At 55.1% G+C, this 21,998-nt stretch carries 34 protein-coding genes; 20 read left to right on the top strand and 14 right to left on the bottom strand.

The window, feature by feature from the left end; translation table 11 throughout:
• Positions 1 to 30: 30 nt before the first annotated feature.
• From HUV26_RS14710 to HUV26_RS16950, 9 genes are all read right to left on the bottom strand, one after another.
• Positions 31 to 345 (bottom strand): hypothetical protein, encoded by a 315-nt coding sequence (locus HUV26_RS14710; protein WP_174410898.1) that lies wholly within the window; start codon positions 343 to 345, stop codon positions 31 to 33.
• Positions 346 to 348: 3 nt separating this feature from the next.
• Entirely contained in the window at positions 349 to 540 is a 192-nt protein-coding gene (locus tag HUV26_RS14715) for a hypothetical protein (RefSeq protein WP_174410899.1), read from the bottom strand.
• A complete protein-coding gene (locus tag HUV26_RS14720; RefSeq protein ID WP_174410900.1) occupies positions 537 to 1,007 on the bottom strand; it encodes a hypothetical protein in 471 nt (156 codons plus the stop codon). The genes HUV26_RS14715 and HUV26_RS14720 overlap by 4 nt, the downstream gene beginning before the upstream one ends.
• Positions 1,004 to 1,228 carry a Lar family restriction alleviation protein gene (locus tag HUV26_RS14725; RefSeq protein ID WP_174410901.1) on the bottom strand — a complete coding sequence of 75 codons (225 nt, stop codon included), beginning with the start codon at positions 1,226 to 1,228 and terminating at the stop codon, positions 1,004 to 1,006. Before HUV26_RS14725 ends, HUV26_RS14720 begins: the two co-directional genes overlap by 4 nt.
• An 8-nt stretch (positions 1,229 to 1,236) precedes the next feature.
• Positions 1,237 to 1,722 carry a hypothetical protein gene (locus HUV26_RS14730; protein ID WP_174410902.1) on the bottom strand — a complete coding sequence of 162 codons (486 nt, stop codon included), beginning with the start codon at positions 1,720 to 1,722 and terminating at the stop codon, positions 1,237 to 1,239.
• A 2-nt stretch (positions 1,723 to 1,724) separates the two neighbouring features.
• Positions 1,725 to 1,904, bottom strand: coding sequence for a hypothetical protein (locus tag HUV26_RS14735; protein WP_174410903.1), 180 nt, complete (start codon positions 1,902 to 1,904; stop codon positions 1,725 to 1,727).
• Positions 1,905 to 1,968: 64 nt separating this feature from the next.
• Positions 1,969 to 2,730, bottom strand: a complete 762-nt coding sequence (locus tag HUV26_RS14740; RefSeq protein WP_174410904.1) for a hypothetical protein — start codon at positions 2,728 to 2,730, stop codon at positions 1,969 to 1,971.
• 27 nt (positions 2,731 to 2,757) lie between these two features.
• A complete protein-coding gene (locus HUV26_RS14745) occupies positions 2,758 to 3,165 on the bottom strand; it encodes a hypothetical protein (protein WP_174410905.1) in 408 nt (135 codons plus the stop codon).
• Positions 3,166 to 3,181: 16 nt separating this feature from the next.
• On the bottom strand, positions 3,182 to 3,316 hold the full coding sequence (locus tag HUV26_RS16950; RefSeq protein ID WP_274602468.1) for a hypothetical protein: 135 nt from the start codon (positions 3,314 to 3,316) through the stop codon (positions 3,182 to 3,184).
• Between the two features lie 88 nt (positions 3,317 to 3,404).
• On the opposite strand from HUV26_RS16950, the gene HUV26_RS14750 reads away from it, so the two are divergent.
• Entirely contained in the window at positions 3,405 to 3,677 is a 273-nt protein-coding gene (locus HUV26_RS14750) for a hypothetical protein (RefSeq protein WP_174410906.1), read from the top strand.
• 395 nt (positions 3,678 to 4,072) lie between these two features.
• Here HUV26_RS14750 and HUV26_RS14755 read toward each other — a convergent pair whose 3' ends face one another.
• From HUV26_RS14755 to HUV26_RS14770, 4 genes are all read right to left on the bottom strand, one after another.
• Entirely contained in the window at positions 4,073 to 4,471 is a 399-nt protein-coding gene (locus tag HUV26_RS14755; RefSeq protein WP_174410907.1) for a protein-export chaperone SecB, read from the bottom strand.
• 9 nt (positions 4,472 to 4,480) lie between these two features.
• A complete protein-coding gene (locus HUV26_RS14760; protein WP_174410908.1) occupies positions 4,481 to 4,999 on the bottom strand; it encodes a type II toxin-antitoxin system MqsA family antitoxin in 519 nt (172 codons plus the stop codon).
• Between the two features lie 14 nt (positions 5,000 to 5,013).
• Entirely contained in the window at positions 5,014 to 5,322 is a 309-nt protein-coding gene (locus HUV26_RS14765; protein ID WP_174410909.1) for a type II toxin-antitoxin system MqsR family toxin, read from the bottom strand.
• Positions 5,323 to 5,603: 281 nt separating this feature from the next.
• Positions 5,604 to 6,149 (bottom strand): helix-turn-helix domain-containing protein, encoded by a 546-nt coding sequence (locus HUV26_RS14770; protein ID WP_174410910.1) that lies wholly within the window; start codon positions 6,147 to 6,149, stop codon positions 5,604 to 5,606.
• Positions 6,150 to 6,232: 83 nt separating this feature from the next.
• Here HUV26_RS14770 and HUV26_RS17020 point away from each other — a divergent pair, with 83 nt between their 5' ends.
• Together HUV26_RS17020 and HUV26_RS14775 are read left to right on the top strand one after the other, a co-directional pair.
• The gene (locus HUV26_RS17020; RefSeq protein ID WP_373869066.1) at positions 6,233 to 6,451 is read left to right on the top strand and encodes a helix-turn-helix domain-containing protein; all 219 of its coding nucleotides are present in this window, start codon (positions 6,233 to 6,235) and stop codon (positions 6,449 to 6,451) included.
• 542 nt (positions 6,452 to 6,993) lie between these two features.
• On the top strand, positions 6,994 to 7,347 hold the full coding sequence (locus HUV26_RS14775; protein ID WP_174410911.1) for a hypothetical protein: 354 nt from the start codon (positions 6,994 to 6,996) through the stop codon (positions 7,345 to 7,347).
• 507 nt (positions 7,348 to 7,854) lie between these two features.
• Here the strand turns inward: HUV26_RS14775 and HUV26_RS14780 are convergent.
• Positions 7,855 to 8,097, bottom strand: coding sequence for a hypothetical protein (locus HUV26_RS14780; protein WP_174410912.1), 243 nt, complete (start codon positions 8,095 to 8,097; stop codon positions 7,855 to 7,857).
• 139 nt (positions 8,098 to 8,236) lie between these two features.
• On the opposite strand from HUV26_RS14780, the gene HUV26_RS14785 reads away from it, so the two are divergent.
• The 17 genes from HUV26_RS14785 (at position 8,237) to HUV26_RS14865 (ending at position 21,997) form a co-directional block, all read left to right on the top strand.
• On the top strand, positions 8,237 to 8,632 hold the full coding sequence (locus tag HUV26_RS14785) for a hypothetical protein (RefSeq protein ID WP_174410913.1): 396 nt from the start codon (positions 8,237 to 8,239) through the stop codon (positions 8,630 to 8,632).
• Between the two features lie 3 nt (positions 8,633 to 8,635).
• Positions 8,636 to 9,034 carry a hypothetical protein gene (locus tag HUV26_RS14790; protein ID WP_174410914.1) on the top strand — a complete coding sequence of 133 codons (399 nt, stop codon included), beginning with the start codon at positions 8,636 to 8,638 and terminating at the stop codon, positions 9,032 to 9,034.
• A gap of 285 nt (positions 9,035 to 9,319) precedes the next feature.
• Positions 9,320 to 10,327, top strand: coding sequence for a hypothetical protein (locus HUV26_RS14795; protein ID WP_174410915.1), 1,008 nt, complete (start codon positions 9,320 to 9,322; stop codon positions 10,325 to 10,327).
• Positions 10,328 to 10,331: 4 nt separating this feature from the next.
• Positions 10,332 to 11,015, top strand: a complete 684-nt coding sequence (locus HUV26_RS14800) for a DUF6475 domain-containing protein (protein ID WP_174410916.1) — start codon at positions 10,332 to 10,334, stop codon at positions 11,013 to 11,015.
• A 191-nt stretch (positions 11,016 to 11,206) separates the two neighbouring features.
• Complete coding sequence (locus tag HUV26_RS14805) at positions 11,207 to 11,686, top strand: hypothetical protein (protein WP_174410917.1); 480 nt, start codon at positions 11,207 to 11,209, stop codon at positions 11,684 to 11,686.
• A gap of 847 nt (positions 11,687 to 12,533) precedes the next feature.
• The gene (locus tag HUV26_RS14810) at positions 12,534 to 13,169 is read left to right on the top strand and encodes a tyrosine-type recombinase/integrase (RefSeq protein ID WP_174410918.1); all 636 of its coding nucleotides are present in this window, start codon (positions 12,534 to 12,536) and stop codon (positions 13,167 to 13,169) included.
• Complete coding sequence (locus HUV26_RS14815) at positions 13,147 to 13,341, top strand: helix-turn-helix domain-containing protein (protein ID WP_174410919.1); 195 nt, start codon at positions 13,147 to 13,149, stop codon at positions 13,339 to 13,341. The genes HUV26_RS14810 and HUV26_RS14815 overlap by 23 nt, the downstream gene beginning before the upstream one ends.
• Before the next feature lie 325 nt (positions 13,342 to 13,666).
• Positions 13,667 to 14,287, top strand: a complete 621-nt coding sequence (locus tag HUV26_RS14820) for a hypothetical protein (RefSeq protein ID WP_174410920.1) — start codon at positions 13,667 to 13,669, stop codon at positions 14,285 to 14,287.
• Positions 14,287 to 14,499, top strand: a complete 213-nt coding sequence (locus tag HUV26_RS14825; protein WP_174410921.1) for a hypothetical protein — start codon at positions 14,287 to 14,289, stop codon at positions 14,497 to 14,499. Before HUV26_RS14820 ends, HUV26_RS14825 begins: the two co-directional genes overlap by 1 nt.
• A complete protein-coding gene (locus tag HUV26_RS14830) occupies positions 14,484 to 14,804 on the top strand; it encodes a phage holin family protein (RefSeq protein WP_174410922.1) in 321 nt (106 codons plus the stop codon). The genes HUV26_RS14825 and HUV26_RS14830 overlap by 16 nt, the downstream gene beginning before the upstream one ends.
• A gap of 3 nt (positions 14,805 to 14,807) precedes the next feature.
• On the top strand, positions 14,808 to 15,161 hold the full coding sequence (locus tag HUV26_RS14835) for a helix-turn-helix domain-containing protein (RefSeq protein ID WP_174410923.1): 354 nt from the start codon (positions 14,808 to 14,810) through the stop codon (positions 15,159 to 15,161).
• Positions 15,162 to 15,383: 222 nt separating this feature from the next.
• Complete coding sequence (locus HUV26_RS14840; protein ID WP_174410924.1) at positions 15,384 to 15,938, top strand: terminase small subunit; 555 nt, start codon at positions 15,384 to 15,386, stop codon at positions 15,936 to 15,938.
• A complete protein-coding gene (locus HUV26_RS14845; RefSeq protein ID WP_174410925.1) occupies positions 15,928 to 17,853 on the top strand; it encodes a phage terminase large subunit family protein in 1,926 nt (641 codons plus the stop codon). Before HUV26_RS14840 ends, HUV26_RS14845 begins: the two co-directional genes overlap by 11 nt.
• Positions 17,853 to 18,356 carry a hypothetical protein gene (locus HUV26_RS14850; RefSeq protein ID WP_174410926.1) on the top strand — a complete coding sequence of 168 codons (504 nt, stop codon included), beginning with the start codon at positions 17,853 to 17,855 and terminating at the stop codon, positions 18,354 to 18,356. Before HUV26_RS14845 ends, HUV26_RS14850 begins: the two co-directional genes overlap by 1 nt.
• A complete protein-coding gene (locus HUV26_RS14855; protein WP_174410927.1) occupies positions 18,356 to 19,915 on the top strand; it encodes a phage portal protein in 1,560 nt (519 codons plus the stop codon). The genes HUV26_RS14850 and HUV26_RS14855 overlap by 1 nt, the downstream gene beginning before the upstream one ends.
• A complete protein-coding gene (locus HUV26_RS14860) occupies positions 19,872 to 21,752 on the top strand; it encodes a phage major capsid protein (RefSeq protein WP_174410928.1) in 1,881 nt (626 codons plus the stop codon). The genes HUV26_RS14855 and HUV26_RS14860 overlap by 44 nt, the downstream gene beginning before the upstream one ends.
• A gap of 53 nt (positions 21,753 to 21,805) precedes the next feature.
• On the top strand, positions 21,806 to 21,997 hold the full coding sequence (locus tag HUV26_RS14865; protein WP_174410929.1) for a hypothetical protein: 192 nt from the start codon (positions 21,806 to 21,808) through the stop codon (positions 21,995 to 21,997).
• Position 21,998 lies beyond the last annotated feature (1 nt).

A 21,998-nucleotide genomic window follows, 5' to 3' on the forward strand; every position in this document is an offset into this window, starting at 1 on the left:
ACTAGTGCAGCGGGTTGTGTTTGTATCTGCTTATCTTCCATTACCGTTCCCCTCAAGCCTGATGCCAATACAAATCAATTCCACGTCGCCCCCGTAGCACTCTAGAACTGCGGCCCGATCATACTCGGGCAGGGTGCTGGAATGGCGCACATCTGCCGAAGTGACAACGCCGTACAGGCGCTTACCGCCGTTGTAGCCGAGGGAGAGAGTAGCGCGGCGGCCAACGCGCACATTGCGCAGGTTCCACTGCCGCTTGTGCTGGCGGTATTCAACGGTTTTGGTGCCCGCTTCAAAGTCGGCAAAGTGCCTGGTGCGTAGGGGGATGAAAAGGGGCTTTTCATGCATGGTTTATTCTCCTGGCGTAGGTACATCACGCAAGGCACGGGCGATTTCTGCCAGCATGAAGAAGATTGCTTGCAGCAGGAACATGAAGGCGTCTTCCTGTCTGCCTTCTGCATGCGCTTTAGCTGCATCCCAAAGGCACCAGAAAGCAATGCCGGGAAGGACATAGGGCCAGATGGCAAAGAAGATAGCTTTCATTGCTCCCCTTCCCCTGGTTCTGCTGGCAGAAGTATCTTTGTCCAATGGGTATGGTATCCGGGCCAATCACTGCAAAACGGCGCGCCGCAGTATGGAGGTTCTTCTATGGGGAATGTCCACCAAAGCACATAACCTTCATCCTCGTGATATTCTTCAAGCGGACGCGGTTTGATTAGCTCTATGCCTTCAAGCTGTTTTGTCGGGATGCCCTTGCAAGCGTTGAAGGTGGCCGCCATGCGGTCAGAGAGTTGGGGGCGGAAGTCAGGAACGCCAACATACAGTTCATGCACGGGCGGCACTCCATCCGCAAAAAGCCCCGCATTATGAAGCTGTTTAGGGTTCAGTTTCAAAGAAAGGTGCTGTTCTCCGTAATTGGGGACGGGAAATGATACGAGTTCGGCCTTGTGTTCAAGAACGCGCACCACGCCTTTTAGCGTCCATATTTCCGGCGAAAAATTCTCGCTCATGCTGACTCCTGATTAAACAGCGGCATGGCGCTGGTGTCTGCCGTGGCGTTCCAGGCGGTTACGGCTTCGCCTTCCGTGCGCTTGATCGGGCCACGCGCAAGGCAGGCAGAGCAGCGAACGGAGAATTTAGGCTTGTGCGGGGTGTGGTACGAATAAGCGGCGGTAGCGTGCTTGCCGACTATTTTGGTGTTGGAACTGTTGCAGAATGGGCAGTTACGCATACCACCCCCTACGCCGCGAAGGCGACCTGCACGAACTCATGCGCCAGGGCTTCGCCGTGGTTCATGTCGGGCAGGGCCGAAAGGTCCGGGTCAAAGTGGTTGTACAGCGTGGAAAGCATGCCTTCCAGGGCGTCATACATGGCGCGGGCCTGGGTTGCGTTGTGCGGAAGCCGGTCTTTGTGCTCCACAACCATTGCCAGAGCTACGGATATGAAGGTGGGGCGGGTAAGCTGTTCATCGTCCGACCATGCGGCGCGGAGTTTATCGCCCACTTCGATCATGTAGCGGTTGTCGCTGGCGTCCAGGGTGCCCAGGGCGTCCATTTCTGCCTCTACACGGGCAAGGATGCGCTTGATGCTTTGAACGCTCTTTGACGCAAGCCTTGCTTCCGTGTCCCTGGCTTCCTTCGCTTCGGCATCGGTCTGCAACATGCCCTGGCATATTGAGCGCAGAACGTGCAGCACGACGTACAAGCGGCGTTTACTACGTGACATGGTTACGCCTCCCTTTTCTCTTCCAGATTTCCGGCCTGCACTTCCAGAACGTGCAGCTTACCGCCGAAGGCCGCGCTCATTTCGGCGCGATCTTTGGCGATGATCTGCGCGGTGTGCGCATCGTCGGCTTTCACGGGAACCAGGACCCGCAGGGCAACTTCAACGGTGTATTCTTTCTTCATGGTGTGGGTGGGGTAGTGCCGGGGGCTTGGGCGCGCCCCCGGCGTTGTGTGGAGTGGGCAAGCGCTACGCGATTACGCGCACGCCTTCGGGAAGCTTTTCACGCAGCCACTTGCTGATTTCTTCTATTGCCGCGATCTGCCATGCACCGCCGTCTGCGGCCATGAGCTTGCAGGATGCGCCTTCATCCGGGCTACCCTTAAAGCGGAGCACGAACTTGCGGGCGGGCTGCATGATTTCGACGAAGGAAGAGAAGGGGTAGAGCACAACAGGGTTGGGCACTTCGATATTCGTTTTGCGCTGGACGCCAACGCGGGCGGTCACGGTCTGCGAAAGGCCGTCGTCGGTCTGTCCCACTTCCGCCTGGGCGGAAAGGTTGCTGCAGATGGCAATGACGGTTTCCAAGTCGCCGCCTTCCGCGAAGCAGGACTGCAGGTAGGGCACGAAGCTATCCGGCCCCACGAAGCGGTCATACATATGATCGGGCACAAGGGCCGTTGCGCGCATGAATACAGGGCGTTGCAGATGGGGGCCGGTGGGAATGGAGCGAATGGCAACGTCCGTGGCATTGTTCACATGGACCAGGAGCTTATCAAGCTCCAGGCCGTCCGGGTTGTGCGCCAGGTAGTCTACCAGAGCGGTAAGGGTGTTCACGGAAAGGGTATCCGCTTCGGGGTCCTTCATGGGGCGGAAATCGCCTTTCCAGAACGGGCGGCCATTGTGTTCCTGAACGACAAACTGCGTTTTGCGTTCAACTTCCGCAGCGGCCAGTTCTTTGCCGAGGCTTACAGCGCGGTCAAGCGTTTCGCTGAGATCGAAATCAGGCATGGTGTGCCGTGTCCTTTGGGTTGCGGGTTAGTTCGCGCCGCCAGCGGCCGCGCTTTTGAAGGGGGTTACATTCTTGGAACCGGCAAAGGCTTTGCCGGGGTCTTCTACGGTTTCGGGCAGGATGTGCTGGCCGGGATCAAGCGCGCCGAACTCGCTGCCAATTGCCTTGCCGTCCAGACCCTTGCCGATTGCAATGGTGGAATCGAACGGGGCCTGAGCGGCAAGCTTGCGGTCTACCTTGACCAGTATGGCGCTGGTGCTGCGGTCCTTACCGGGCTTGAAGACCAGCTTCACGGTTACTTCGCGCATCTGCGTGGGTTCCGTGTTGGGGTCCAGGATGTTTTCGAATACTTCCTGCAGGGCATAGTCGGCCGCTTCAATTACGGCACCGCCTTTCAGGTTCGCCAGGGAAACAAGGCCGTCGTCAGTGGGCATGGTTATCTCTCCGGGGTTACATTGTTCCTGTTATGATTTGTCCCAAGCCGGAAAGGGCCAGCAGGAACAGGATGAACAGGCCGCCATAGACAAGCCGCAGGGTGAAGTCGCGTACAACGTGGAGCGTGGGAAAGAGTGGTGTGCGCTGCATGGGCTATCTTTTGTGGTTTAGGGCGCGTCATGTGTTTCTGTGCTTGGCACTTTGAATCGCTTTGGCGTATTACGGTTGTGAAATTGATATGCTGAAACCTGTATCCAAAGAGGTGCTTATGCCTGCAAAGAAAGACAAAGACATTAATGCGCTTGAAGAAGAGGTGTTGGTTATTGAAGCAAGGAGGCGGAGCCAGCTACTTGGTAAGTACTGCGCCGTTCTTGCTGGCAAACGAGGATACAAAAACCTTGAAAGAGAATTTGTGTTGTATCGCTATTTTGCTGAAACATACCATTGGACCCCTTCGCAGGTGCGAGAGCTTACGACGGATGAGATTTATGCCTTGCTTCCGCAAGGCTGATTTGCTCTCGTAGACTCCACAATCGTGCCAGCAGGCCAGCCTGTTCTGGCGTGATCCCCTTTTCGCGGCACCATTCTACAAATGCCTCGTAAAGGGGGTCTTGTTTTTCGCTGCACATAGTCAGCCTCCCATTCAATGAGCTATCAATCCCTCCCGCCTTAATGGGCCTCGTTCGCGGCGGTCCTACTAGTTTCCGTTCGGTGCCTCCCTGCCGCCCGGCGGGGTACACTCCCGGCGCGCCCGGCTGCCTACTCTGTTCCGGGGAACGTGTTCGGCGGGTTTGTCGTTCGTGTTGAAAATATGTTTCCAAAAAGAACCAGAAATGTCAATGGGAACGATTCTAAAAAGAAGCGTAGGGGGCCCAAAAAAACCCCGCGTAGGCGGGGTAGGAGTAATCAGTTGTTAGTACGCTGTTCTATTTTGGCAAGTTTAACAAAGTTAACTGGAGGGAGGAAGACTGGGGGGCTTCCGGCTCGACGGCATAAATCTGCAAGGTGCTCTCTAATGTACGGGTAAATAATAGCCGGGATGTTAACATTTTGCAGCCTGTCGAATGTCTCTTGGTCTTCAATTTCAACATCTTCAAATTTGAATTTTCCGCCGTATTCAAGCATGAATGAGTAAGGCTCGTCTTCTTTCGTGTTCCGGACCTTGACCCTGAATGTGCCAATTTTCTTTTTTTCGTTAAAGCTCTTCCCACATTGGATTTCAAGTTCCAAGTCTTCGGCAGAATCCTTTTTATCAGGGGTGTTAGAATATCTGCAGGAAAGCAATCTAATGTCAATGATATGCATGTCGGTTCCTTAAGCGCATTCTGCGAGTTCGTACGACCCTGTGTAATCTGAAAGAGTGTCAGTCTTAGAGATGTTAACTGCTACATTCATGGAGTAGTTATACTTGAACTGAGAAGCAGGTGTGTTCGCAAGGGTGCGCAGTATCTCAGGATGCTCTTTTAAAACGCGTAAGAAGTTGTCCATGATACGGCTTTGGGTGACAGAACCAGATTCATATCTCGTGAATGTTTTAATTCCAACGCCAAGTATGCCGGCAAGGTTTTTTTGACTTAACGCATACCCTGTACGGATTTTTTTTATGTCTTCAGGCCTAAGGAGCCCGTCAACATCTCGCATGAAGTTTAATATTTCAGCATCAATGTCGAGATTGTCTTCTCCAGCTTCAATATTTTGATCGCAGTGGGTGCATTCATAATATATATAACTAGGAAGATTTAATGATTTGTTTTTATATTTATATGTAAAGCCTGAGATTTTTTTAAGAGTGCCTTTTTCACAAATGGGGCAAACTGTTGATTCATATGTCATGGCTACCTCTCCTTTCAGCGTTTATGCATTGAGGTGACGATCAGATTTTCGCCATTTATCGTTTTTATTTTGAATTTTATGTAGAGAGGGATGTTCTCATGGTCGTAGTGATATACATCAAGGCTATCTCCTTCTATGTATTTGTCGGCCATGCTTTTAAAGAAGTGCTTTGGCTCAAGCTCCAACAGTATTTCGAACATCTCAAGTTTGGATATCCCAAGGCGTTTACAGGCAAAGGTTGTCTTCTCTTTGGTCGAGAATATTACTCCCTTGGGGCCATTGCGAACGATGTCTTTGACTGTCTCCAAATCGTATACAGACATTTTGTCGCCTTCGGTTTGGTATCATTATGATACCATTTTCGGGTTAGTCAACGTAAAAGTTGAGAGTTCTCGTATGATTTTCAAGTAGTATTGATTGGGCGCTCAGTCTTAGATGCGCCTAGTATGCTGATTTTATTCTCATAATTGTCTGTCGAAGGATGTTTTTAGCCTAAAAAAAAGGCTTGTGTAAAGCCTTTCTATAAGCCTTTATACAAGCCTTAACTTTGCGTATGAGATTTGCACAGGGGATTTCTTTGTGGAGATTCCCCCTGTGATTAGCTTCAAGCTGTGCGTCGTCGGGGCGCGCCTTTTTTCGCTCCGTTCTCTTCAGCTAGCTTTGCCACTCTATCAAGAACATCAGAAGGCAGAAGTCCAATGCTTTTGCAGAGTTTGTAGAAGTCTTCAACGCCCATTTGGGCTTTGCCCTGTAGCATGGCTTGAACATGGGAAAGCGGTACGTGTGATGAGTCACCATAAGCGTGTGCGTAGATAGATTGTACGGATTTTCCTAGGAGTTTAGCTCCCGACTGTAGGGTGGCGGCAAGGTGTATCTCATACAAAGAAGGTTTCCACTGTGTAGATTGGGAAGTAGGGGGGGGAGACTGGTAGTTAGGGTTGGTGAGTTGATTCAGCGGTATTTCCAGTTTTTCAAGGTGAGTAAGAAACGTTTTTAGGTTTCCTCCAACCTGAAGGCCGCTAAGCCATTTCGAAACTTGCCCTCTGTTTACCCCTAGTCGACGAGCAACGTCCGCCTGTGAAGTGCGGTCGATTTCTGCTTCGACTCGCTTGAGAAAGCTGTTCCATATGTAATCGAATTGGCTGTCCATTCTTTCCCTCTATACACTCTGCTGATTCTATTCAGAATCTTTATTTATTGACATTGTGATTCTTTTTAGAAACAATTGTGGTCATGAACAACGCCGTAGAGAAGTACCGAAATGACCACGGCCTTACCTATGCCGAACTAGGCAGGCTCACAGGCTACACCCGCGCAACCGTCCTTAAGCACTGTCGCGGGGAACTCTCCGTGGCTGGTAAAGCAGCGGTTCGCTATCACGCCCTGTTGGGCATTCCCCTGACTGACTTGTGCCCTGATCTTTTTAAGGAAGGCGCTGAAAATGCGGCCTGATCTCTACTGTTGCGTAGTGTGTGCCACTGGTCACGAAACGGCGAGACGAAAGACGGCAGGGGTTTCCCTGCGGAATGAAGACGAAGGAGTGGCGCTGGGGACGTGTCGGCTACAATTCGCAAATTACGCGATGCATGGCGCTGTCGGCCAAGGTGTACTCTGGCCGTGGGGTGAGGAAGTGCACTCCCGTGGGGCTAACGTCACGCATGTTTCTCACATTAAAAAGTTTCCAGCCGACTGTTTCTCCCGATTCGCTGTAGCCGCTCGTTTGAAAGCATCGGAGAAGGGTGTTTTCAGTGTTCGCAATCCCCATTCGGTGCGGCTCGATAGTTCTATAGCCGCCGTTGTAAAATACACGCAATTCGCTTCGGGTGTTAATTGCCTCGCAAATGATGTCCTTAAGCATTTCATTTTCCTTTTTTACTGTTGGGCTGAAATTAGGATTCCTTTGCCCATAGCAGGGAAAACTTTTTTTTAAAAGCTGGAAACCAGAGTGGACCGGTTGAAACGTGGCAGGGGTTTCCCTGCGAAAGGGGTAGGGGATGAGTGAACAGCCCTTGGTCATTGATTGGGATGAATACGAGCGCAACCTTGATGAAGGGATGAAGCGCTGGATGAATGACGTATCTCTTCCAAGTCCGCGCCTTGCGGAACTGTATGCACAGCTAAAAGAAGAGGCCGACAAGCAAAATGTCAGCCTCTTGTGCGTGTTCTTCGACGACTACTCGTTCACTTCATATCACGGCGATAAGCGGAGCCACCCTATCGGGCAGGTTCTGTATCTGGATAGTTTGTTTCGAAGATGTAGGACCGAGATAGCCGATTTGAACGCTGAATACTTTCCTCAATCACGCGAAACTGGCCCGGTTCCGGCTTCTGATGCGGGGGCACCTTAGTGAAGCCTTCGGCTACAAGTTGTTTTTCCATTTCGAGTGCATGCTTTGGCGTCGGTGCCCCGGAAGAAAGTATGCCTACAGGTTTTTTCACGGTGTTCTCCTTTCCGGCTGTGTGATTGTTGGCCCTTCATCAGTACCGGAAAGGGGACGCCATTTCAAACGATAGAGGTCAATGTAATGTGCTTGAATGTTGTTGGCATGGATAGGGATGAACGCAAGCGGGAAGCAAAATGCCGCGCACGGCGTAAGTTGCTGGAATGGACGTTGCGCAACTCGGGTGCGGACTTTTCAAACATGGTGCACTGGCGGGTTCAACCTGCTTGGCCTGTCATTGCGGGCACCAGGGAGGAGAGGCTTACCGCTATGCGAGTGATACTTAAGCGTAAGATTCTACTCGCGGAACGCGGGATGCGCGTTAACGAAATGCTGTGCCGTAATGGAGGGGCGAAGGTGCATCAATACACCCGCAAGGCGTATGCCGACGCCCTGCGGATGTTGGAAGTGGTTCTAACTGATCAGGGTTAAGGCGCTTTTGATGGTGGCGTTCAGGGCTTCAACGTAGATGGATTCTCGTGATCCCTCAGTTACGTTCATGACTTCCTGGTCCCCGTGTTCGTCCTTGATGTTCGAGACTATGTCACCCTTCGAGAAGTCGCCTCCGAGGCTTTCGAAAACGATGTGGTCACCGTCTTCAAGTTGCACGGCAACCATTCCACGGATGCGGTTAACCGCAATGACAATTCCTTTCATTTCCGTTCCTTCTGTTGCGTGTTGGTACGTCAATCTTCACGTAACAGAAGGGCGGAGCAAATAAAAGAGAGTCGCTGACATGGGCAAGAACACATTGCAAGCCTGGGAAATGATGCTTGAGGCAAAGGATTGCCTGGGCATGTCCGCGCTCGAGCGGATTTTCAAGATAGGCCACAAGCAAATCTACAAGACGATGCGGAACCCGGACTATGACGGGGATACCGCGCGGCCCTTTATTCAGCGGGTGCGCATGCTGTTGCATGACCTGAATGAAGCTGGCGGGGAAGAACTGGCGCGGGCTATGCTCAACTACATGGCCGAACCGCTTGAAATGCACTGCATACCGAACGCCACCGGCACACCGGATAAGCCGGATGTAATGGCCGAATGCCTGGACGATTACCCCGCGTTGACCAAGCTGCACACTGCCATACAGGACCGCGCGGACATGCGCGAAGTGCAAGCCCTAGCCGAAGATGTGAAGGGCGAGGTGGACGAAACCGTGGTTGCCTACCGCCAGGAAATGGAGGGGTAGGGGATGAAGACCATAGCCATTCTGTACCCCCTGGCGGACCGTACCACGCGGCCGCTGCTTCGGGCCGCACAGGAACTTGCCGCCCAAGCCTACGCGGTAGGCATGAAAGAGCAGGGTGCTACCGTTCTGGTACCGCTTTCCTCACACGAAGAAACCATGCTGGTAATGGACCGGCTGGCAGCCGTGCATTTGATCTGCATGCCGGGCTGGAAAGAAGACACGGCCGTTTCGCTGACGGTTCGTACCGCCATGTACCACGGCGTGTCTGTGCATCGGTTTTACCCGCCTAATCTCTGCCTTGCCTGTGGCCCCGCCATTGAAGCCCCCAATTCAGACGCCTTGCCGTGCGCATGGTGGCCGTGTCCGCATGGTGTGAAGGATCCGCAGTATGTCAGGCAATGACTTTGGAAAGGAGCGTGGCCGCGCTAATGCGATGCGCAAGTCGGCCCGCACTGTGTGGGGTGAGGTTGATAGCGTGCTGTTCTGTTTCCTGTGCCCGGAACGGAACATTTCAGGCGTACCGCCGTGCGAGTGCATGACGTGCCCGAATATTGTGGAGGAGGGTAAGAGAAAAAGCCCCTCAGTCCGGGGGGCTAAGGGGCGCAAGGGGCGCTAGGTAGAAGCTAGCGCATTTCGGATACGAAATAATGCCTGGAACCAGGCGAAAACGCAAGGGAATGGTTTCGGATGAGCATCAAGCAGAAGTACCGCAAGGTATCAACACACATTTGGAACGATCAGAAGTTCCGCGCGCTTTCAGAGCGTGCAAAGCTGTCTTTCCTGTTCATAATCACACACCCCCACATGACCCCGTTAGGCGCTATCCGGGCGAACCTGCCCGGCCTGGCGTTTGAATTGGGCATGGATACGCAAGCCTTTACGGAAGCCTTCGCGGAAGTCTTGGCGCAAGGCATGGCGAAGCATGACGAAAAGGGGCTGTTGATCTGGTTCCCGAACTTCCTCAGACACAACCCGCCGGAATCGCCCAACGTGGTCAAGTCGTGGGTGGGCGGGTATCACGATCTGCCCGAATGCGACCTGAAAAATACCCTCATAAAGCACGCCGCATGCACGGTTGACGGGCTTTCTCAAGGCTTTAGGGAAGCCTTCTTTGAAGCCTTTGGGCAGGTATGCCCGCAACCATCCCCTAATCAGGAACAGGAGCAGGAACAGGAACAGAAAGGGAAGAGAGAAGAGGGTACGCCCCCGCCTGACGGCGAAGGCCCTGCCCCCGCCCCTTCCGTTTCCGAGTCGGGCGAATCCGATGCCGGGGACGATGTAGACGCCGGAAGCCCGGACCCGTCCCCGAAGGTGCCACCTTGCCCTTACGGGAAGATTGCCAGCATCTACAACGCCAAGCTGCCGCAGCTTGCCCAGGTGCGGGACATGACCGACACCCGCCGCCGTGTGCTGCAACTAGCTTGGCGGGCACGGGCAGAGCGGCAAAGCCTTGCCTGGTGGGAAGGCTACTTTGACGCCGTTGCGCAGCTTCCGTTCCTGCTTGGCGAGAATGACCGGGGCTGGCGTGCTGATTTCGATTGGCTGCTGAAAACAAAGTCCATGCTTGGCGTGTTTGAAGGCAAGTACGAGAACACCAAGCCCGCCGCAGGGCAAAAGGCACCTGCAGGCCGCGCTGGCAACTCCGTAACCGAGCACAACCAGGGCGTTGCCGAACGCCTGATGCAGCAGGGGTAAGCGCATGGAATGGGAAAACCTTGATGAGCGGAAGCGGTTTCTGGTGGCCTTCCTGGGGCTGTGTGAAGCCTTTGCAAAGCAGTCCAGCGATGCCTTGCCGCGCATTTACCATCGTGCCTTGTCGGATTTCAGCATTGAGCAGGTAGAGCGGGCTGTGGACATGGCCGTGGTAAGCCTGCGTTTTTTCCCCAAGCCTGTGGAGTTGCGCGAAATCATAACCGGCCCTGCGGAAGCGCTTGAAGACCGTGCCGAAGTGGAGGCCGCCAAGGTGATTGAGGCCGTGAAAAGCGTTGGTTCGTGGCGGTCCGTGGTGTTTGACGATCCGATTACGAACGCGGTTGTGCAAACCGGGTTCGGCGGTTGGGTGAAGCTGTGCCAGGACCTAACGGCCAAGGATGAGAAGTGGACCCGCAAAGACTTTGTGCGCCTGTATGCCGCCTATGCCCGCCAGGGCGTGGAGCATTTCGGCGTGTTGGCCGGGCAGGCCGCCATAACGAACGGCGGGAACTGCATAGAGCACAATGAGGTGCCCGCCCTTATCGGCAATTCCGAAAATGCGCGCCGCGTTGCCATCGGTGCCGGGTCGGCCACCTGTGCGGCATTGCCTGGTGTGGCTATGGCCCCTGATGTGTTTCGGGCTGTGCTGGATCGTGTCGCCATTGCTGCAGGAAGCAGGGCGGACGGGTAGCCCGTGGCGAACGGTTGCCAGTTTTCCCCGCCAAACCCGCAGGCGATTGGCGCTACCTCTTGGGAGGTGGCCCGACAATGGCGGGAGCGGCACCCGAACATGCGGCCGTGTCCCAAGACCGCGCCGCCCTGGTGGTGGATTGAGCGCACCAAGTGCGCGAAGTGTGAGCATAGAGAGCAGGAGGAAGAGACGTGTACACGCCCCAACATTTCCGAATCGAAGAATTAGTCGGCCCCGAGTTTCACAAGGCGAATAAGCCGCGTGGCGACCTGATGTTCATGGCCTTTGATCAACTGGCCCTGGTCACGCTGGATCGGCTGCGCAAGCGGTATGGTCCTGTTGTGGTGAATAACTGGCACCAAGGCGGCGCGTTTCATGAATCCGGCCTGCGGGACATGGGCACCGGCACCGGTGCGGCGCTGTCGCAGCACAAGTTCGGCCGCGCCTTTGATTGCAAGTTCCGCAATGTCGCCCCCGCCGAAGTATGGGCAGAGTTGCAAGCATCCCCCAATTTGTCCTGTTTTGAGTTTATTCAACGCATTGAAGCAGGCGCGGGCATGACCTGGTTCCACTTCGACACGGGCGGCCATGACCGCTTTGATACGGCCGTTGCCGTCGTTTCGTATCGTGGTGATCGGGCGGGGTTGCCGGTGTTTGTGAGGCGGGGGTAAAATGCAGGCCTACATAAGTCGGCTTATGGGGGAGATTGGCGATCTTGTCGCGTGCGTTATTGTGTGGGATGGATAAGTTTATATATTGATTTCAAAGCGATGAATAATGCAGCAACAAGCAAGCCTGTTTTTAGTTCGGATGGAGAAAATCCGTATGAGAAATACACCGGGCCAGCTATTGCCAATATGATGATCGTAAAATGGATCTTCTGTGATGATTTGGTGATTGTGTTTGTAATTAAATAGTCAAATGCTATAGATATTAAAGTTGCTATTGATGTCCCTGTTATGTTTAGAAGTGGTGTTTCTTTTTCAATGTATAAATATATTGCAAGTGCAAGTGATAAAAGCAACGATATTAATAGTGAATATTTATTTTTTGTTTTATTTATTTTTTTTATCATATATTCTTAATATAAATTTTTATTTTAATTGCGTTTTTTGTATTTTGTACTGAAATTCAGTAATTATATTTTTTGTTTTTCTGTGTTTATATGCTCGTAAAAATATTGTTTTATTTCGATTGTGTGATGTGTAAAACAAAAAGGCCGACATTCGTCGGCCTGTAGCGTATGCCACTCTGTGGAGGATTGCACATCGGCTGCCCTAGTTTGTTACAGTCTCAAGTTGTTCAGGCCAGTTTCGAACAGCTGATACAAGCGCTGTAAGTATTGTAATTAGAAACTCAAATACAATAATGGCCTTCTCTTTTTGGACTTTGTTCATGCTCATCATCTCCTTTTCGTTATTTTTCGGGAATAGAAATATGCGAAAAGTTGGAACAAGCTTTAACAAAAATATTCTTCCATGTTTTTTAATAAATGTCAATTCTTTTTTGGGAGGAAAGATGTCCGGTTGTCGCCCCCTGTCTCAGGAAGAAGTTATTCAGGCTGCAAATGCCTTTACGGGCCGCTTTGTGGTCCGCAATCGGTGCCTGTTTATTCTTGGTGTGCTGGCAGGCTTCCGTATCCGTGAAATGCTGTCCTTGCGTGTGGCCGATGTGACCGCCTGCGGCAAGGTGCGTCTTACTGTTCGCGTGGCACGTCGTTATATGAAGGGCAAACAGGAAAGCCGCGTTGTGTACCTGGCACCGGAAGCCCGCCGGGCCATTCTGGATCAGGTGCGGGCGCTTGGGTATCCCGGTTCCGAAGTGTTCCTGTTCCGTGCCCAGGGCGACGAAAACAAGGCCATATCCTACACCCAGGCGCGCCGCGTGCTGCAGGATGCGTTCGCGTGCTGCGGCATTGCCGAAGACGTGGCAACGCACAGCATGCGCAAGACCTTTGCGAACGAGACATACGAGTTCATGCTTTCACAGGTGGCGGAAGGACGCGGCATTGATCCGTTTATGGAAGTGTCGCAAGCCCTGGGGCACAAGGACCCAAAGAGCACGACGCATTACCTTTCATTCCGCGATGGGAACCGCCGCGCGGCAATACGGCATATGGGGAGGATGCTGCATGCAGACGTTGACCGTAGTTGAAGTGGCAGAGCGGCTTAAGGTGCGGCCCGAGTGGGTGCGCAAGGCGATTAAGCGCAAAGAGTTGCGCGGGCACAACGTGGGAACGAAGGCGCGGCCGCGCTACAGGGTGCGGGAGGATGTTCTAAGCGCCTTCATAGACGCCCGGACCGTGAACGACATAGAGAGGGATTGATATGTCACTGGCGTGCAGAAAATGCGGCGCACCTACAAGCGCACCACGGGCGTTTGATGATTGCGAAAGAACGGTGCGGATACGTCGGTGTAAGCGTTGTGGGCATGAAGAAATGTCTGTTGAAGTATTCATGGTGACCATTACAAACACATTAGAGCATATTACATCAACTCAAAACAACATTGGTAGAATGAGAAAGGTATAAATTAAGTGTGTATACGCACGTAGGCACATCGCTGTGCGTGCTGCAATTTTATATCATAGGCGCATCTATTACAGGTGTGCCTTTTGTTTTGCTCAAAACGTCTATCAAAAGAGGTTTGTTATGGAAGAGACGAAGCACTTGTTACAGTCGCGCACCGTGTGGGGGGCTACCATCTCCATTCTGTGCGCCGTGCTTATGGCACTCGGGTACAGTGTGGATGATGCGGCACAGTCGCAAATGGTCGAAGTTGGTCTTTCCATCGGTGCCGTTGTGGGCGGTCTGTTGTCCGTATACGGCCGGATCAAGGCCACCAAGAGCGTAACCGCCAAGACGGGCACCAAGGCTTCCGGCGGCGTGGCGGGTGTTCTCCTGCTGTTCCTGCTGGTGCCGGTGGCGTTGCCTGGCTGCGCTCTTAAGGACCTTTCGCCGCATGAGAAAGGGCTGGCTGTCGGTAATGAACTGAATACGGCATACGCCGCATTGCATCAGGAATACCTTTCCCTGCACGCATCCTTACCCCCGGCGGGCGTCCTGTTCCTTGAAAAGAAGGTGGCCCCGGCGATGGACACGGCCAAGCGGGCCATTGTCGCCTATGATGATGCGGCCATCATCTACGCCAGGACCAAGACCAAGCCGTTGAGCTGGTCGCAACTGCTTATTGATGCCGAAACCGCCTTGCAGGACTGCACCGCGCTTTTCATCAAGGCCCGTTCTTACCTCTACAGTGAAGGGGGTGAGTAATGGACGCGCTTACCGCACTCGCAATGGCAGAAAGCGCCCTGCGTATAGGCATGCAGGGGTACGAGATGGCAAAGCGCTTGAGCGCAGAAGGCTACATCGTGCCGAGTCTGGAAGAGTTCGAACGCCAGACGGCCGCAATCCGCAACCTGCCCGACCTGACCCCCACACCCGACAACACCGCACAGGACGGCGAAGAATGCCCGAGCGCATGACCCTTGAAACCGTTTTGCAATGGATGGGGGGCTGGTGCCCCCCTGTCCTGCTGGCAATGATCGGCGGGTGTATCCGCCTGCTGCGCGGCGGTTCGCCATGCTCCATCAAGGGCGTGGTGGCATCCCTCGCTATCGCGGGCTTCACCGGGTGGGTGACGCATGGATTTTTACAAAGCCTGGGCATCCCGCCCGCCGCCGTATCATCCGGCACGGCCATAGCTGGCTATTCCGGCGGCAAGCTGCTTGATGTGCTTTCCGAACGCGTTTGCAACGCCGCCAAGACCCTCAAGCCTGACAAGGGGTAGAGCATGGACGCACCCTTACCCGAAACCGCCCAGGTAGTAGCGGACATCATAGGCCGTGAACATGCGCTGGCGCTGGCCCGCATGTGTAAGTGCCGTTCTCTGTATATCCCGAAGCGCCTGCCGCCGAAGCATTGGCTGCGGGATGTGGTGGGCGATGCCAACGCGGAAGCCCTGGCCGAAGAGTTCCCCGGCTTCATTTTGCCTATGGCGAAGTGCGCAAACGTGATCCGTGCGGAAAGGGACAAGTGCATCCTGCAAATGCGCCATGAGGGGATGAACGCGGCCGAAATCGCTGCACGTGTCGGAGTGGCAGAAAGAACAGTGTATACAGTTGTTTGCAACCATACGCGCCAGTAGGGTGCAAGCGTTTAGCATTCAAACCGCAACATTCCCCAATAACTTGCCGGTTCAAACACTGGACGCCGCTAAAAGCAGCTAAACGCCGCTAAACGGGTCCTTCCGGGAGGGGCTTTCAGCGGGTAACCCTGCCCCTCGGGATTTTCGGTGTGCGTGGATTTCAAAACCAATTTTCTGTTTCTCACATTAAAAGTATGTGGAAAAGCCGGTTAAGGGGCTGGAATGGCGACAGAAGCGAAAAAGAAAAAACAGAAAAAAACGGAGAGTTTTACACAGGTTGGCGGGGGCACTGTGGATATGCAGGGCCTCGCGCTTGCTTTGGGGCTGTCTTTGCCCACCATCCGTACCCGTTTGCGCGAGGGGTTGCCCTGTGTCCAGCAAGGGGGCAGGGGGGCCGCCTGGGTGTTCGACCTGGCCGAGTGTGTGAAGTGGCACACTGACCGGGCTGTTTCCAAGGCTGTCGGTGATGTAGGCGACGAAGTGCCGAAGGCCGTACTGGATCGGCGGCTTTTGGTTGCCCAGGTGCGTTGCAAAGAGATTGAGGCCGCCAAGCTGTCCGGCGAGGTGGCCCCGATTGAAGAGATGGAACGCGCTTTGACGGCCGCCTTTGTGGAGGTGCGTCAGGCTTTGCTGTCCATCCCGGAACGCACCGCCTTGCGCCTGATGGCTGCGGACGATGAGACAGAGATTAAAGCGATCCTTGAAGAGGAAATCGACCTTGCATTGAATGCCTTGAGTGAGGCCGATCTGTTGGAGAAAGTAGACGATGCCGATTGAGTTCGGAAGCCTGACCAACTTCAAAGGCTTACGGGAAGCCTTTCGTAAAGCCTCGCGCAACCTTCGCGCGCCGGAACGCCTGACCGTTTCCGAATGGGCGGACCGTTACCGCCACATAGGCCAGGCGAATGCCACGCCGGGGCCGTGGCGCACGGACAACGCACCGTATCAGCGTGGCCCTATGGACTGCATAGGCGACAGGGTGACACGCCGCATAACCCTGATGTGGGCAGCACAGACGGGAAAGACCGAGGTAATCAACAACGGCATAGGCTACGCCATTGCCCAGGAGCCGAAAAGCTGCATGATGATGCAGCCGACGCAATCCGACCTTAAGACCTGGACCGAAACCAAGCTTACCCCGTTGTTGCGTGATACTCCCGTGATCCGGGATAAGGTCGCAAAGCCGCGCGGCCGCGATGGCGTGAACAACTCCCTAATGAAGTCGTACCCCGGCGGCTTCCTCATGTTCTCCTGGTCTGGATCAACCAACACCATGCGCGGCCGTTCCGCCCCGGTAATCAACTGTGATGAAATCGACGGCTATACCATGAGCGAAGAGGGCGACCCGGTGCAACTGCTGTGGCAGCGTGCCGCAACCTTCGGGGACCGTCGCAAGCTGTTGGAAACCAGTACCCCCACGATCAAGGGTTTTTCCAGGGTGGAGAAGTCATACTTGGCCGGTGACCGTCGCAAGTATTGGCTACCGTGCCCGCACTGTAACCAATTCCAGACGCTTAAGTGGTCCCAAGTCGTTTGGGACAAGGACGACGACGGAACGCACAGGCCAGATACCGCCGTATATGTGTGTGAGCACTGCGGATGCATCATCGAAGACAAGCACAAGCCCGCCATGCTCAAGGCTGGCGAGTGGCGCGCGGAACGTCCCTTTATGGGGCATGCGTCGTTCCACCTCAATGAGTTGTATAGCCCGTGGCGCAAGTGGCGGGACATTGTACAGAGCTTTCTGGATAAGAAGCACGCGGGAGACTTGCAGAGTTTCGTCAATGTCTCGCTTGCGGAAACCTGGGAAGAGGAAGGCGAAACCGTAGACGATACCGGCCTGATGCAGCGCCGGGAAGAATACGGGGCCGATGTACCTGCCGGTGCCTACATTCTGACCGCAGGCATTGATACGCAGCCGGACCGCCTGGAAGTGGAGGTGGTCGCATGGGGCCACGGTGAAGAATCCTGGTCCGTGGAATATGCCATTCTGTACGGCGATCCTGACCAGCCGGACGTGTGGGAAGCCCTGGACGATTTTCTTGATCGACGCTGGACCACTGCGGAAGGCGTGGAAATGTCCATTTCCTGTACCTGTATCGACTCGGGCGGTGCCAACACCCAAGCCGTGTACGGCTACTGCAAGAAACGCAAGGGGCAGCGTGTGTTCGCCGTGAAGGGCAAGGGTGGCGACGGCGTGCCCGTTGTGTCCGCGCCAACCAAACGCAAGACCGGCCGCCGCAGTGGCCGCCCTGTGGAGCTTTTCACCGTCGGCACCGACCAGGCAAAGACTCTGTTGTACAAGCGCCTTGCCTTGCCCGGTTCCGGCCCTGGTCGCTGTCACTGGCCCGCCCACTATCAGGACGAATACTTCCGAATGCTTACCGCAGAAAAGTGCGTCACCCGGTACGTGAAGGGATTCCCCAAACGTGAATGGGTGAAGGTGCGCCCGCGAAACGAGGCGCTTGATTGCCGCGTCTACGCCCACGCCGCCCTGGTCATTTTGAACCCGAACTTCACCCGCTTTGAAAAGCGCTTGGCAAAGCAGGCTGCGGCCATGCCCGAGGAAGTGACGGCCGTTGCGGCCGAAACTGCAAAAACCGCAGAGGAAGCAGCGCCGGAAATGGGGCAGAAACGCAGAAAGGTTAAACAGCGGCGCAAAACGCGGCGTTCAAACTTTGTGATGGGTTGATGAACAGCATTCCGAAACAGATTTACCGTGGATCATCCGTTACGTGTTCCCTTGCACTGGACGGCTACCAGCCTTCGGAAGGGTGGGCGGCAACGCTTACCCTTCGCGGAGGCGCAAAGCACGACGTGGAAGGAACGGCGGACGGTGATAGCTTCGCCTTTTCCCTGCCTACGGACATGGCCGTGGGGCGCTACTGGTGGCAGGTGATCGTACAGCGGGATGGTGAACAACAGGTTGCCCTGTCCGGTGAATTGGTTGTGCTGGTGAACCTGCTTGAGGTGGACAACTACGACGGCCGCACAGAGGCCGAAATTGCCCTGGAAGCAATCAACGCCGTCTTGGCGAACCGGGCGACCAAGGACCAGCAAAGCTACAAAATCAAAGACCGTGAGTTACAGCGCATGAGCGTTGCCGACCTACTTAAGCTGCGGTCCTTCTTTGTCTCCCGCGTTAACAAAGAGCGCGGTAAGGGCGGTATACGCTCCATAGGGATACGGTTCTGATGGGTAAGATTTCCGATTTTTTCAGAATGGGCCGCAGGGCCGCAGACATTGAGCCGCAGCCGGAACCCCGCCGCCATACCCGTAAGGCGTTGCCACGTATTACCTTGCGTGGCTATGAATCCGCCGAAGGTGGCCGCCTTGAATCCTCCTGGTCCCGCATTCCGCAAAGCCCGATTACCATTGTGGAACGTGAGTGGCTTACTTTGTGTGCGCGTGGGCGTGATGCGCAGATGAACATGGACCACGGCAAAAAGTTTTTGCGACTAGTGCGTAAAAATGTGGTTGGTGCATCGGGCGTTCTCGTTATTCCTACTGTCACCTTCCCGGATGGCAGCATGGACGCACTGGCCTGCAAGGCCATTGCGGAAGCCTGGCGCGAGTGGGGCTTGATGCCCGAAGTAACGGAAACGCTTACCTGGCGAGAACTGCAAGGGTTGGCCGTTCAGAGCGTTGCGCGTGATGGTGAAATTTTTGTGCAGAAGCTGAAAGGGCGGGACTATGGCAAGTACCGCTATCAACTGCAACTGATTGACGCTACCCGCATCCCCCCGACTTTGCGCGAAGACTTGCGCAACGGCAACCGCATTCGCGCTGGTATCGAATTTACCCCCGCAGGCAAGCGGGTTGCCTTCTATATCCGTGTTGATGTTGAAGACTATGCAGACGGCTACACGTTCGGCGGTGCAAAGTACCAGCGTGTACCGGCTTCCGACATGATTCACCTGTTTTTGCCTGAGTTCATAGGGCAGCCGCGCGGCCTGTCATGGATGGGAACCGCATTGAAGCGCCTGCATCATCTTTCCCGCTATGAAACCGCCGCCGTTATCAACGCGCGGGTGGGGGCCACGAAGTCCGGTTTTTTCCAGGCCGACCCCGAATATGTGGACGTTACGGGCGACCCCGAAGACGAACTGGATTTTCCCGAGTTCGCAGAGCCGGGAGAGTTCGACGTTATCCCCCCCGGCTACACCTTCAAGGAATACAACCCGCAGTACCCGCAGGGCGAGTTCAAGACTTTCACTAGTGCGTGTCTCACATCGGCCGCCGCCGGGTTGGACGTATCCTATTCCGCACTAACCGGGGACCTTTCAGGCGCAAACTATTCCAGCCTACGGGCCGGGGCGCTTGATGAGCGCGAAACCTGGAAGGACTTGCAGCAATGGTTCGTGGATAAGCTGGTGCGGTCTGTGTACGAGGATTGGGTTTCTGTGGCCGTACTGGCCCAGGCCATAACCATAGGGCCTACGCCCCTGCGCATTGACCGCGTGGCGCAATACAAGCGCGCCAGGTTTCAGCCGCGCCGGTGGGCCTGGGTTGATCCGGCCAAGGATGCCAACGCCCACCGCACGGAACAGGACGGCCTTATGCGGTCTGTGTCCGAATCCATCCGCGAAAGCGGCCGTGATCCTGATGAGGTGTTTGATGAAATCGCAGAGGAGCGCCGTAAGTGGGGTGAAAAGGGCATTGCCCTGGCAGCAACTAAGGCGGCCCCGATAATTGAGGAGGAACCGGATAATGCCGACGAAGCAGCCGGAACAGACGAAACCGACAAGGGATAGCATCAAATCCACGGCCACGCGGGCCTTTTTCCCGATTGATGGTGTGCGTTCCGTAGATGAGGAAAAGCGCACGGTGGAAGTTGCCTTTTCCAGTGATGCGGAAATTGAACAGTGGTGGCGTGCCGTCCTTGTGCTGGAACACTCAAGCAACGCCGTGCGCCTGGACCGTCTGAACAACGGCGGGGCGGTTCTGTTCAACCATGACCGTAACGCCCATATCGCAGTGGTCGAATCTGCACGGGTTGATGCGGACGGCAAGGGCCGCGCCGTGGTCCGGTTCGGCAGGGGCAAACATGCGGATGAGAAGTTTACGGACGTGAAGGACGGCATTTTGCGTCACATCTCCGTAGGCTTTGAAGTGCATGAACTCAAGCTGGTTGAGGTCCGCGAAGACGACACCGATGTGTACCGGGCTACCGATTGGGAACCCTATGAAATTTCGTTCGTAACCATCCCCCTGGACCCGTCCGTGGGGGTTGGGCGCGGCCGTGGTGGCGCGCCTGAAACTGAAACCCTTCCGAATATGGAGGAAAGGACTATGCCCAATACAGGCACTATTGTATCCGGCGGAGGCGCGCCGCAGGTTGTTGATGAACAGGCCGTGCGTGAACAGGCCATGCAGGCGGAACGCGACCGCGCAAATACCATTCTGACCTTGGGGCGTCAGTACAGCGCCCCGGAAGATGCGGAAAAGTTCGTGCGTGATAACAAGACGCCCGAAGAGTTCCAGAGCTTCCTGCTCAAGGAACTGGACGGCCGCAGCAAAAAGCCCACCCCGGACGAAAAGAATGACGCCGTGGGCCTGTCTGAACAGGAAGTGCAGCGCTACAGTGTTGTGAAGGTGCTGCGTTGCCTGGACCCCAACAACGCACATAGCAAGGCCGTGCGTGAAGCCGCCGCGCTGGAATTGGAAGCATCCGAAGCCGCCGCCCGCCGAATGGGGCGCGAGGCAACCGGCATTGTCATTCCCCCCGAAGTGCTGCGTGCCCCGGTTCTGCGTACCTACAGCACCAGCAATGCCGCCGCCCCACATGGCGGAAACTTGGTAAGCACTGACCTGCTTGCAGGTAGCTTTATCGAGATGCTGCGCAAGCGTACCCTGCTGATGCAGTACGGAACGCAGCTTGCCGGGCTGGTGGGTAATGTGGGCATTCCCAAGCAGCTTTCCGGCGCAACCGGCTACGTCGTCGGAGAAGACGAAGACGTACCTGGTTCCGACGGTGATTTCGGGCAGTTGAACCTTACCCCCACCACGGTAGGCGCGCTGGCCGAGGTTACCCGCCGCCTGCTTATGCAGTCGAGCCTGGACGTTGAAGCCCTTATCCGCTTCGACCTGGCAAAGGCCGTGGGCCTGAAAATTGACCAGCTTGGCTTCTACGGTACCGGGGTGAATGAACCCCTGGGCATCAAGAATATTAGCGGCGTAAACGCTGTTCCGTTCGCCACCAGCGGCAAGCCTACCTTTGCCGAACTGGTGCAGATGGAAAGCGAAATTGCCGCCGATGATGCCGACGTGGACAACATGGCATACATCGTCAACGCCAAGACGCGCGGCCACGCCAAGACCACGCCCAAGTTCGCCAACACCGAGGCAACCATTTGGGAACCTGGCAACACCATCAACGGTTACAACGCTGGCGTTACCAACCAGGTAGCCGCGGCCGATGCGTTCTTCGGCAACTTCGCGGACCTTATTATCGGCATGTGGGGCGGTCTGGAACTGACCCTTGACCCCTACACCCATAGCGCAAAGGGCCGCCTGCGCATCGTGGCGATGCAGGATGTGGACATTGCGGCCCGCCGCGCCGAATCGTTCTGTGTGGGCACTACTGCTTAACGACAACGCACAACCGGGGCGGCCCCGCCGCCCCGTACCATAAGGGGTAGAACATGGCCCGCAAGACTGAAAAGACCATGACTATCAAGATTCTCGGGGAAAAGGGTACCGCCGTTCTCATTGACGGCGAAATGGTCATGCCTGATTCGGTTGTTACTGTTTCGCTTGATGTGGCGCGTAACCTCATCTATCGGGAACGCGCTGTAAAGGCTGACGAGGCGGACACTAAGGCCAAGAGTAAGTAAT

It is taken from the genome of Desulfovibrio psychrotolerans (assembly GCF_013340305.1).
Classification (GTDB): Bacteria; Desulfobacterota; Desulfovibrionia; order Desulfovibrionales; family Desulfovibrionaceae; genus Halodesulfovibrio; species Halodesulfovibrio psychrotolerans.

Bases quoted from the DNA above. Each gene is read 5' to 3' on its own strand.
- HUV26_RS14710 (WP_174410898.1), bottom strand. From the start codon at position 345: ATGCATGAAAAGCCCCTTTTCATCCCCCTACGCACCAGGCACTTTGCC.
- HUV26_RS14715 (WP_174410899.1), bottom strand. From the start codon at position 540: ATGAAAGCTATCTTCTTTGCCATCTGGCCCTATGTCCTTCCCGGCATT.
- HUV26_RS14720 (WP_174410900.1), bottom strand. From the start codon at position 1,007: ATGAGCGAGAATTTTTCGCCGGAAATATGGACGCTAAAAGGCGTGGTG.
- HUV26_RS14725 (WP_174410901.1), bottom strand. From the start codon at position 1,228: ATGCGTAACTGCCCATTCTGCAACAGTTCCAACACCAAAATAGTCGGC.
- HUV26_RS14730 (WP_174410902.1), bottom strand. From the start codon at position 1,722: ATGTCACGTAGTAAACGCCGCTTGTACGTCGTGCTGCACGTTCTGCGC.
- HUV26_RS14735 (WP_174410903.1), bottom strand. From the start codon at position 1,904: ATGAAGAAAGAATACACCGTTGAAGTTGCCCTGCGGGTCCTGGTTCCC.
- HUV26_RS14740 (WP_174410904.1), bottom strand. From the start codon at position 2,730: ATGCCTGATTTCGATCTCAGCGAAACGCTTGACCGCGCTGTAAGCCTC.
- HUV26_RS14745 (WP_174410905.1), bottom strand. From the start codon at position 3,165: ATGCCCACTGACGACGGCCTTGTTTCCCTGGCGAACCTGAAAGGCGGT.
- HUV26_RS16950 (WP_274602468.1), bottom strand. From the start codon at position 3,316: ATGCAGCGCACACCACTCTTTCCCACGCTCCACGTTGTACGCGACTTC.
- HUV26_RS14750 (WP_174410906.1), top strand. From the start codon at position 3,405: ATGCTGAAACCTGTATCCAAAGAGGTGCTTATGCCTGCAAAGAAAGAC.
- HUV26_RS14755 (WP_174410907.1), bottom strand. From the start codon at position 4,471: ATGCATATCATTGACATTAGATTGCTTTCCTGCAGATATTCTAACACC.
- HUV26_RS14760 (WP_174410908.1), bottom strand. From the start codon at position 4,999: ATGACATATGAATCAACAGTTTGCCCCATTTGTGAAAAAGGCACTCTT.
- HUV26_RS14765 (WP_174410909.1), bottom strand. From the start codon at position 5,322: ATGTCTGTATACGATTTGGAGACAGTCAAAGACATCGTTCGCAATGGC.
- HUV26_RS14770 (WP_174410910.1), bottom strand. From the start codon at position 6,149: ATGGACAGCCAATTCGATTACATATGGAACAGCTTTCTCAAGCGAGTC.
- HUV26_RS17020 (WP_373869066.1), top strand. From the start codon at position 6,233: ATGAACAACGCCGTAGAGAAGTACCGAAATGACCACGGCCTTACCTAT.
- HUV26_RS14775 (WP_174410911.1), top strand. From the start codon at position 6,994: ATGAGTGAACAGCCCTTGGTCATTGATTGGGATGAATACGAGCGCAAC.
- HUV26_RS14780 (WP_174410912.1), bottom strand. From the start codon at position 8,097: ATGAAAGGAATTGTCATTGCGGTTAACCGCATCCGTGGAATGGTTGCC.
- HUV26_RS14785 (WP_174410913.1), top strand. From the start codon at position 8,237: ATGTCCGCGCTCGAGCGGATTTTCAAGATAGGCCACAAGCAAATCTAC.
- HUV26_RS14790 (WP_174410914.1), top strand. From the start codon at position 8,636: ATGAAGACCATAGCCATTCTGTACCCCCTGGCGGACCGTACCACGCGG.
- HUV26_RS14795 (WP_174410915.1), top strand. From the start codon at position 9,320: ATGAGCATCAAGCAGAAGTACCGCAAGGTATCAACACACATTTGGAAC.
- HUV26_RS14800 (WP_174410916.1), top strand. From the start codon at position 10,332: ATGGAATGGGAAAACCTTGATGAGCGGAAGCGGTTTCTGGTGGCCTTC.
- HUV26_RS14810 (WP_174410918.1), top strand. From the start codon at position 12,534: ATGTCCGGTTGTCGCCCCCTGTCTCAGGAAGAAGTTATTCAGGCTGCA.
- HUV26_RS14815 (WP_174410919.1), top strand. From the start codon at position 13,147: ATGCAGACGTTGACCGTAGTTGAAGTGGCAGAGCGGCTTAAGGTGCGG.
- HUV26_RS14820 (WP_174410920.1), top strand. From the start codon at position 13,667: ATGGAAGAGACGAAGCACTTGTTACAGTCGCGCACCGTGTGGGGGGCT.
- HUV26_RS14825 (WP_174410921.1), top strand. From the start codon at position 14,287: ATGGACGCGCTTACCGCACTCGCAATGGCAGAAAGCGCCCTGCGTATA.
- HUV26_RS14830 (WP_174410922.1), top strand. From the start codon at position 14,484: ATGCCCGAGCGCATGACCCTTGAAACCGTTTTGCAATGGATGGGGGGC.
- HUV26_RS14835 (WP_174410923.1), top strand. From the start codon at position 14,808: ATGGACGCACCCTTACCCGAAACCGCCCAGGTAGTAGCGGACATCATA.
- HUV26_RS14840 (WP_174410924.1), top strand. From the start codon at position 15,384: ATGGCGACAGAAGCGAAAAAGAAAAAACAGAAAAAAACGGAGAGTTTT.
- HUV26_RS14845 (WP_174410925.1), top strand. From the start codon at position 15,928: ATGCCGATTGAGTTCGGAAGCCTGACCAACTTCAAAGGCTTACGGGAA.
- HUV26_RS14850 (WP_174410926.1), top strand. From the start codon at position 17,853: ATGAACAGCATTCCGAAACAGATTTACCGTGGATCATCCGTTACGTGT.
- HUV26_RS14855 (WP_174410927.1), top strand. From the start codon at position 18,356: ATGGGTAAGATTTCCGATTTTTTCAGAATGGGCCGCAGGGCCGCAGAC.
- HUV26_RS14860 (WP_174410928.1), top strand. From the start codon at position 19,872: ATGCCGACGAAGCAGCCGGAACAGACGAAACCGACAAGGGATAGCATC.
- HUV26_RS14865 (WP_174410929.1), top strand. From the start codon at position 21,806: ATGGCCCGCAAGACTGAAAAGACCATGACTATCAAGATTCTCGGGGAA.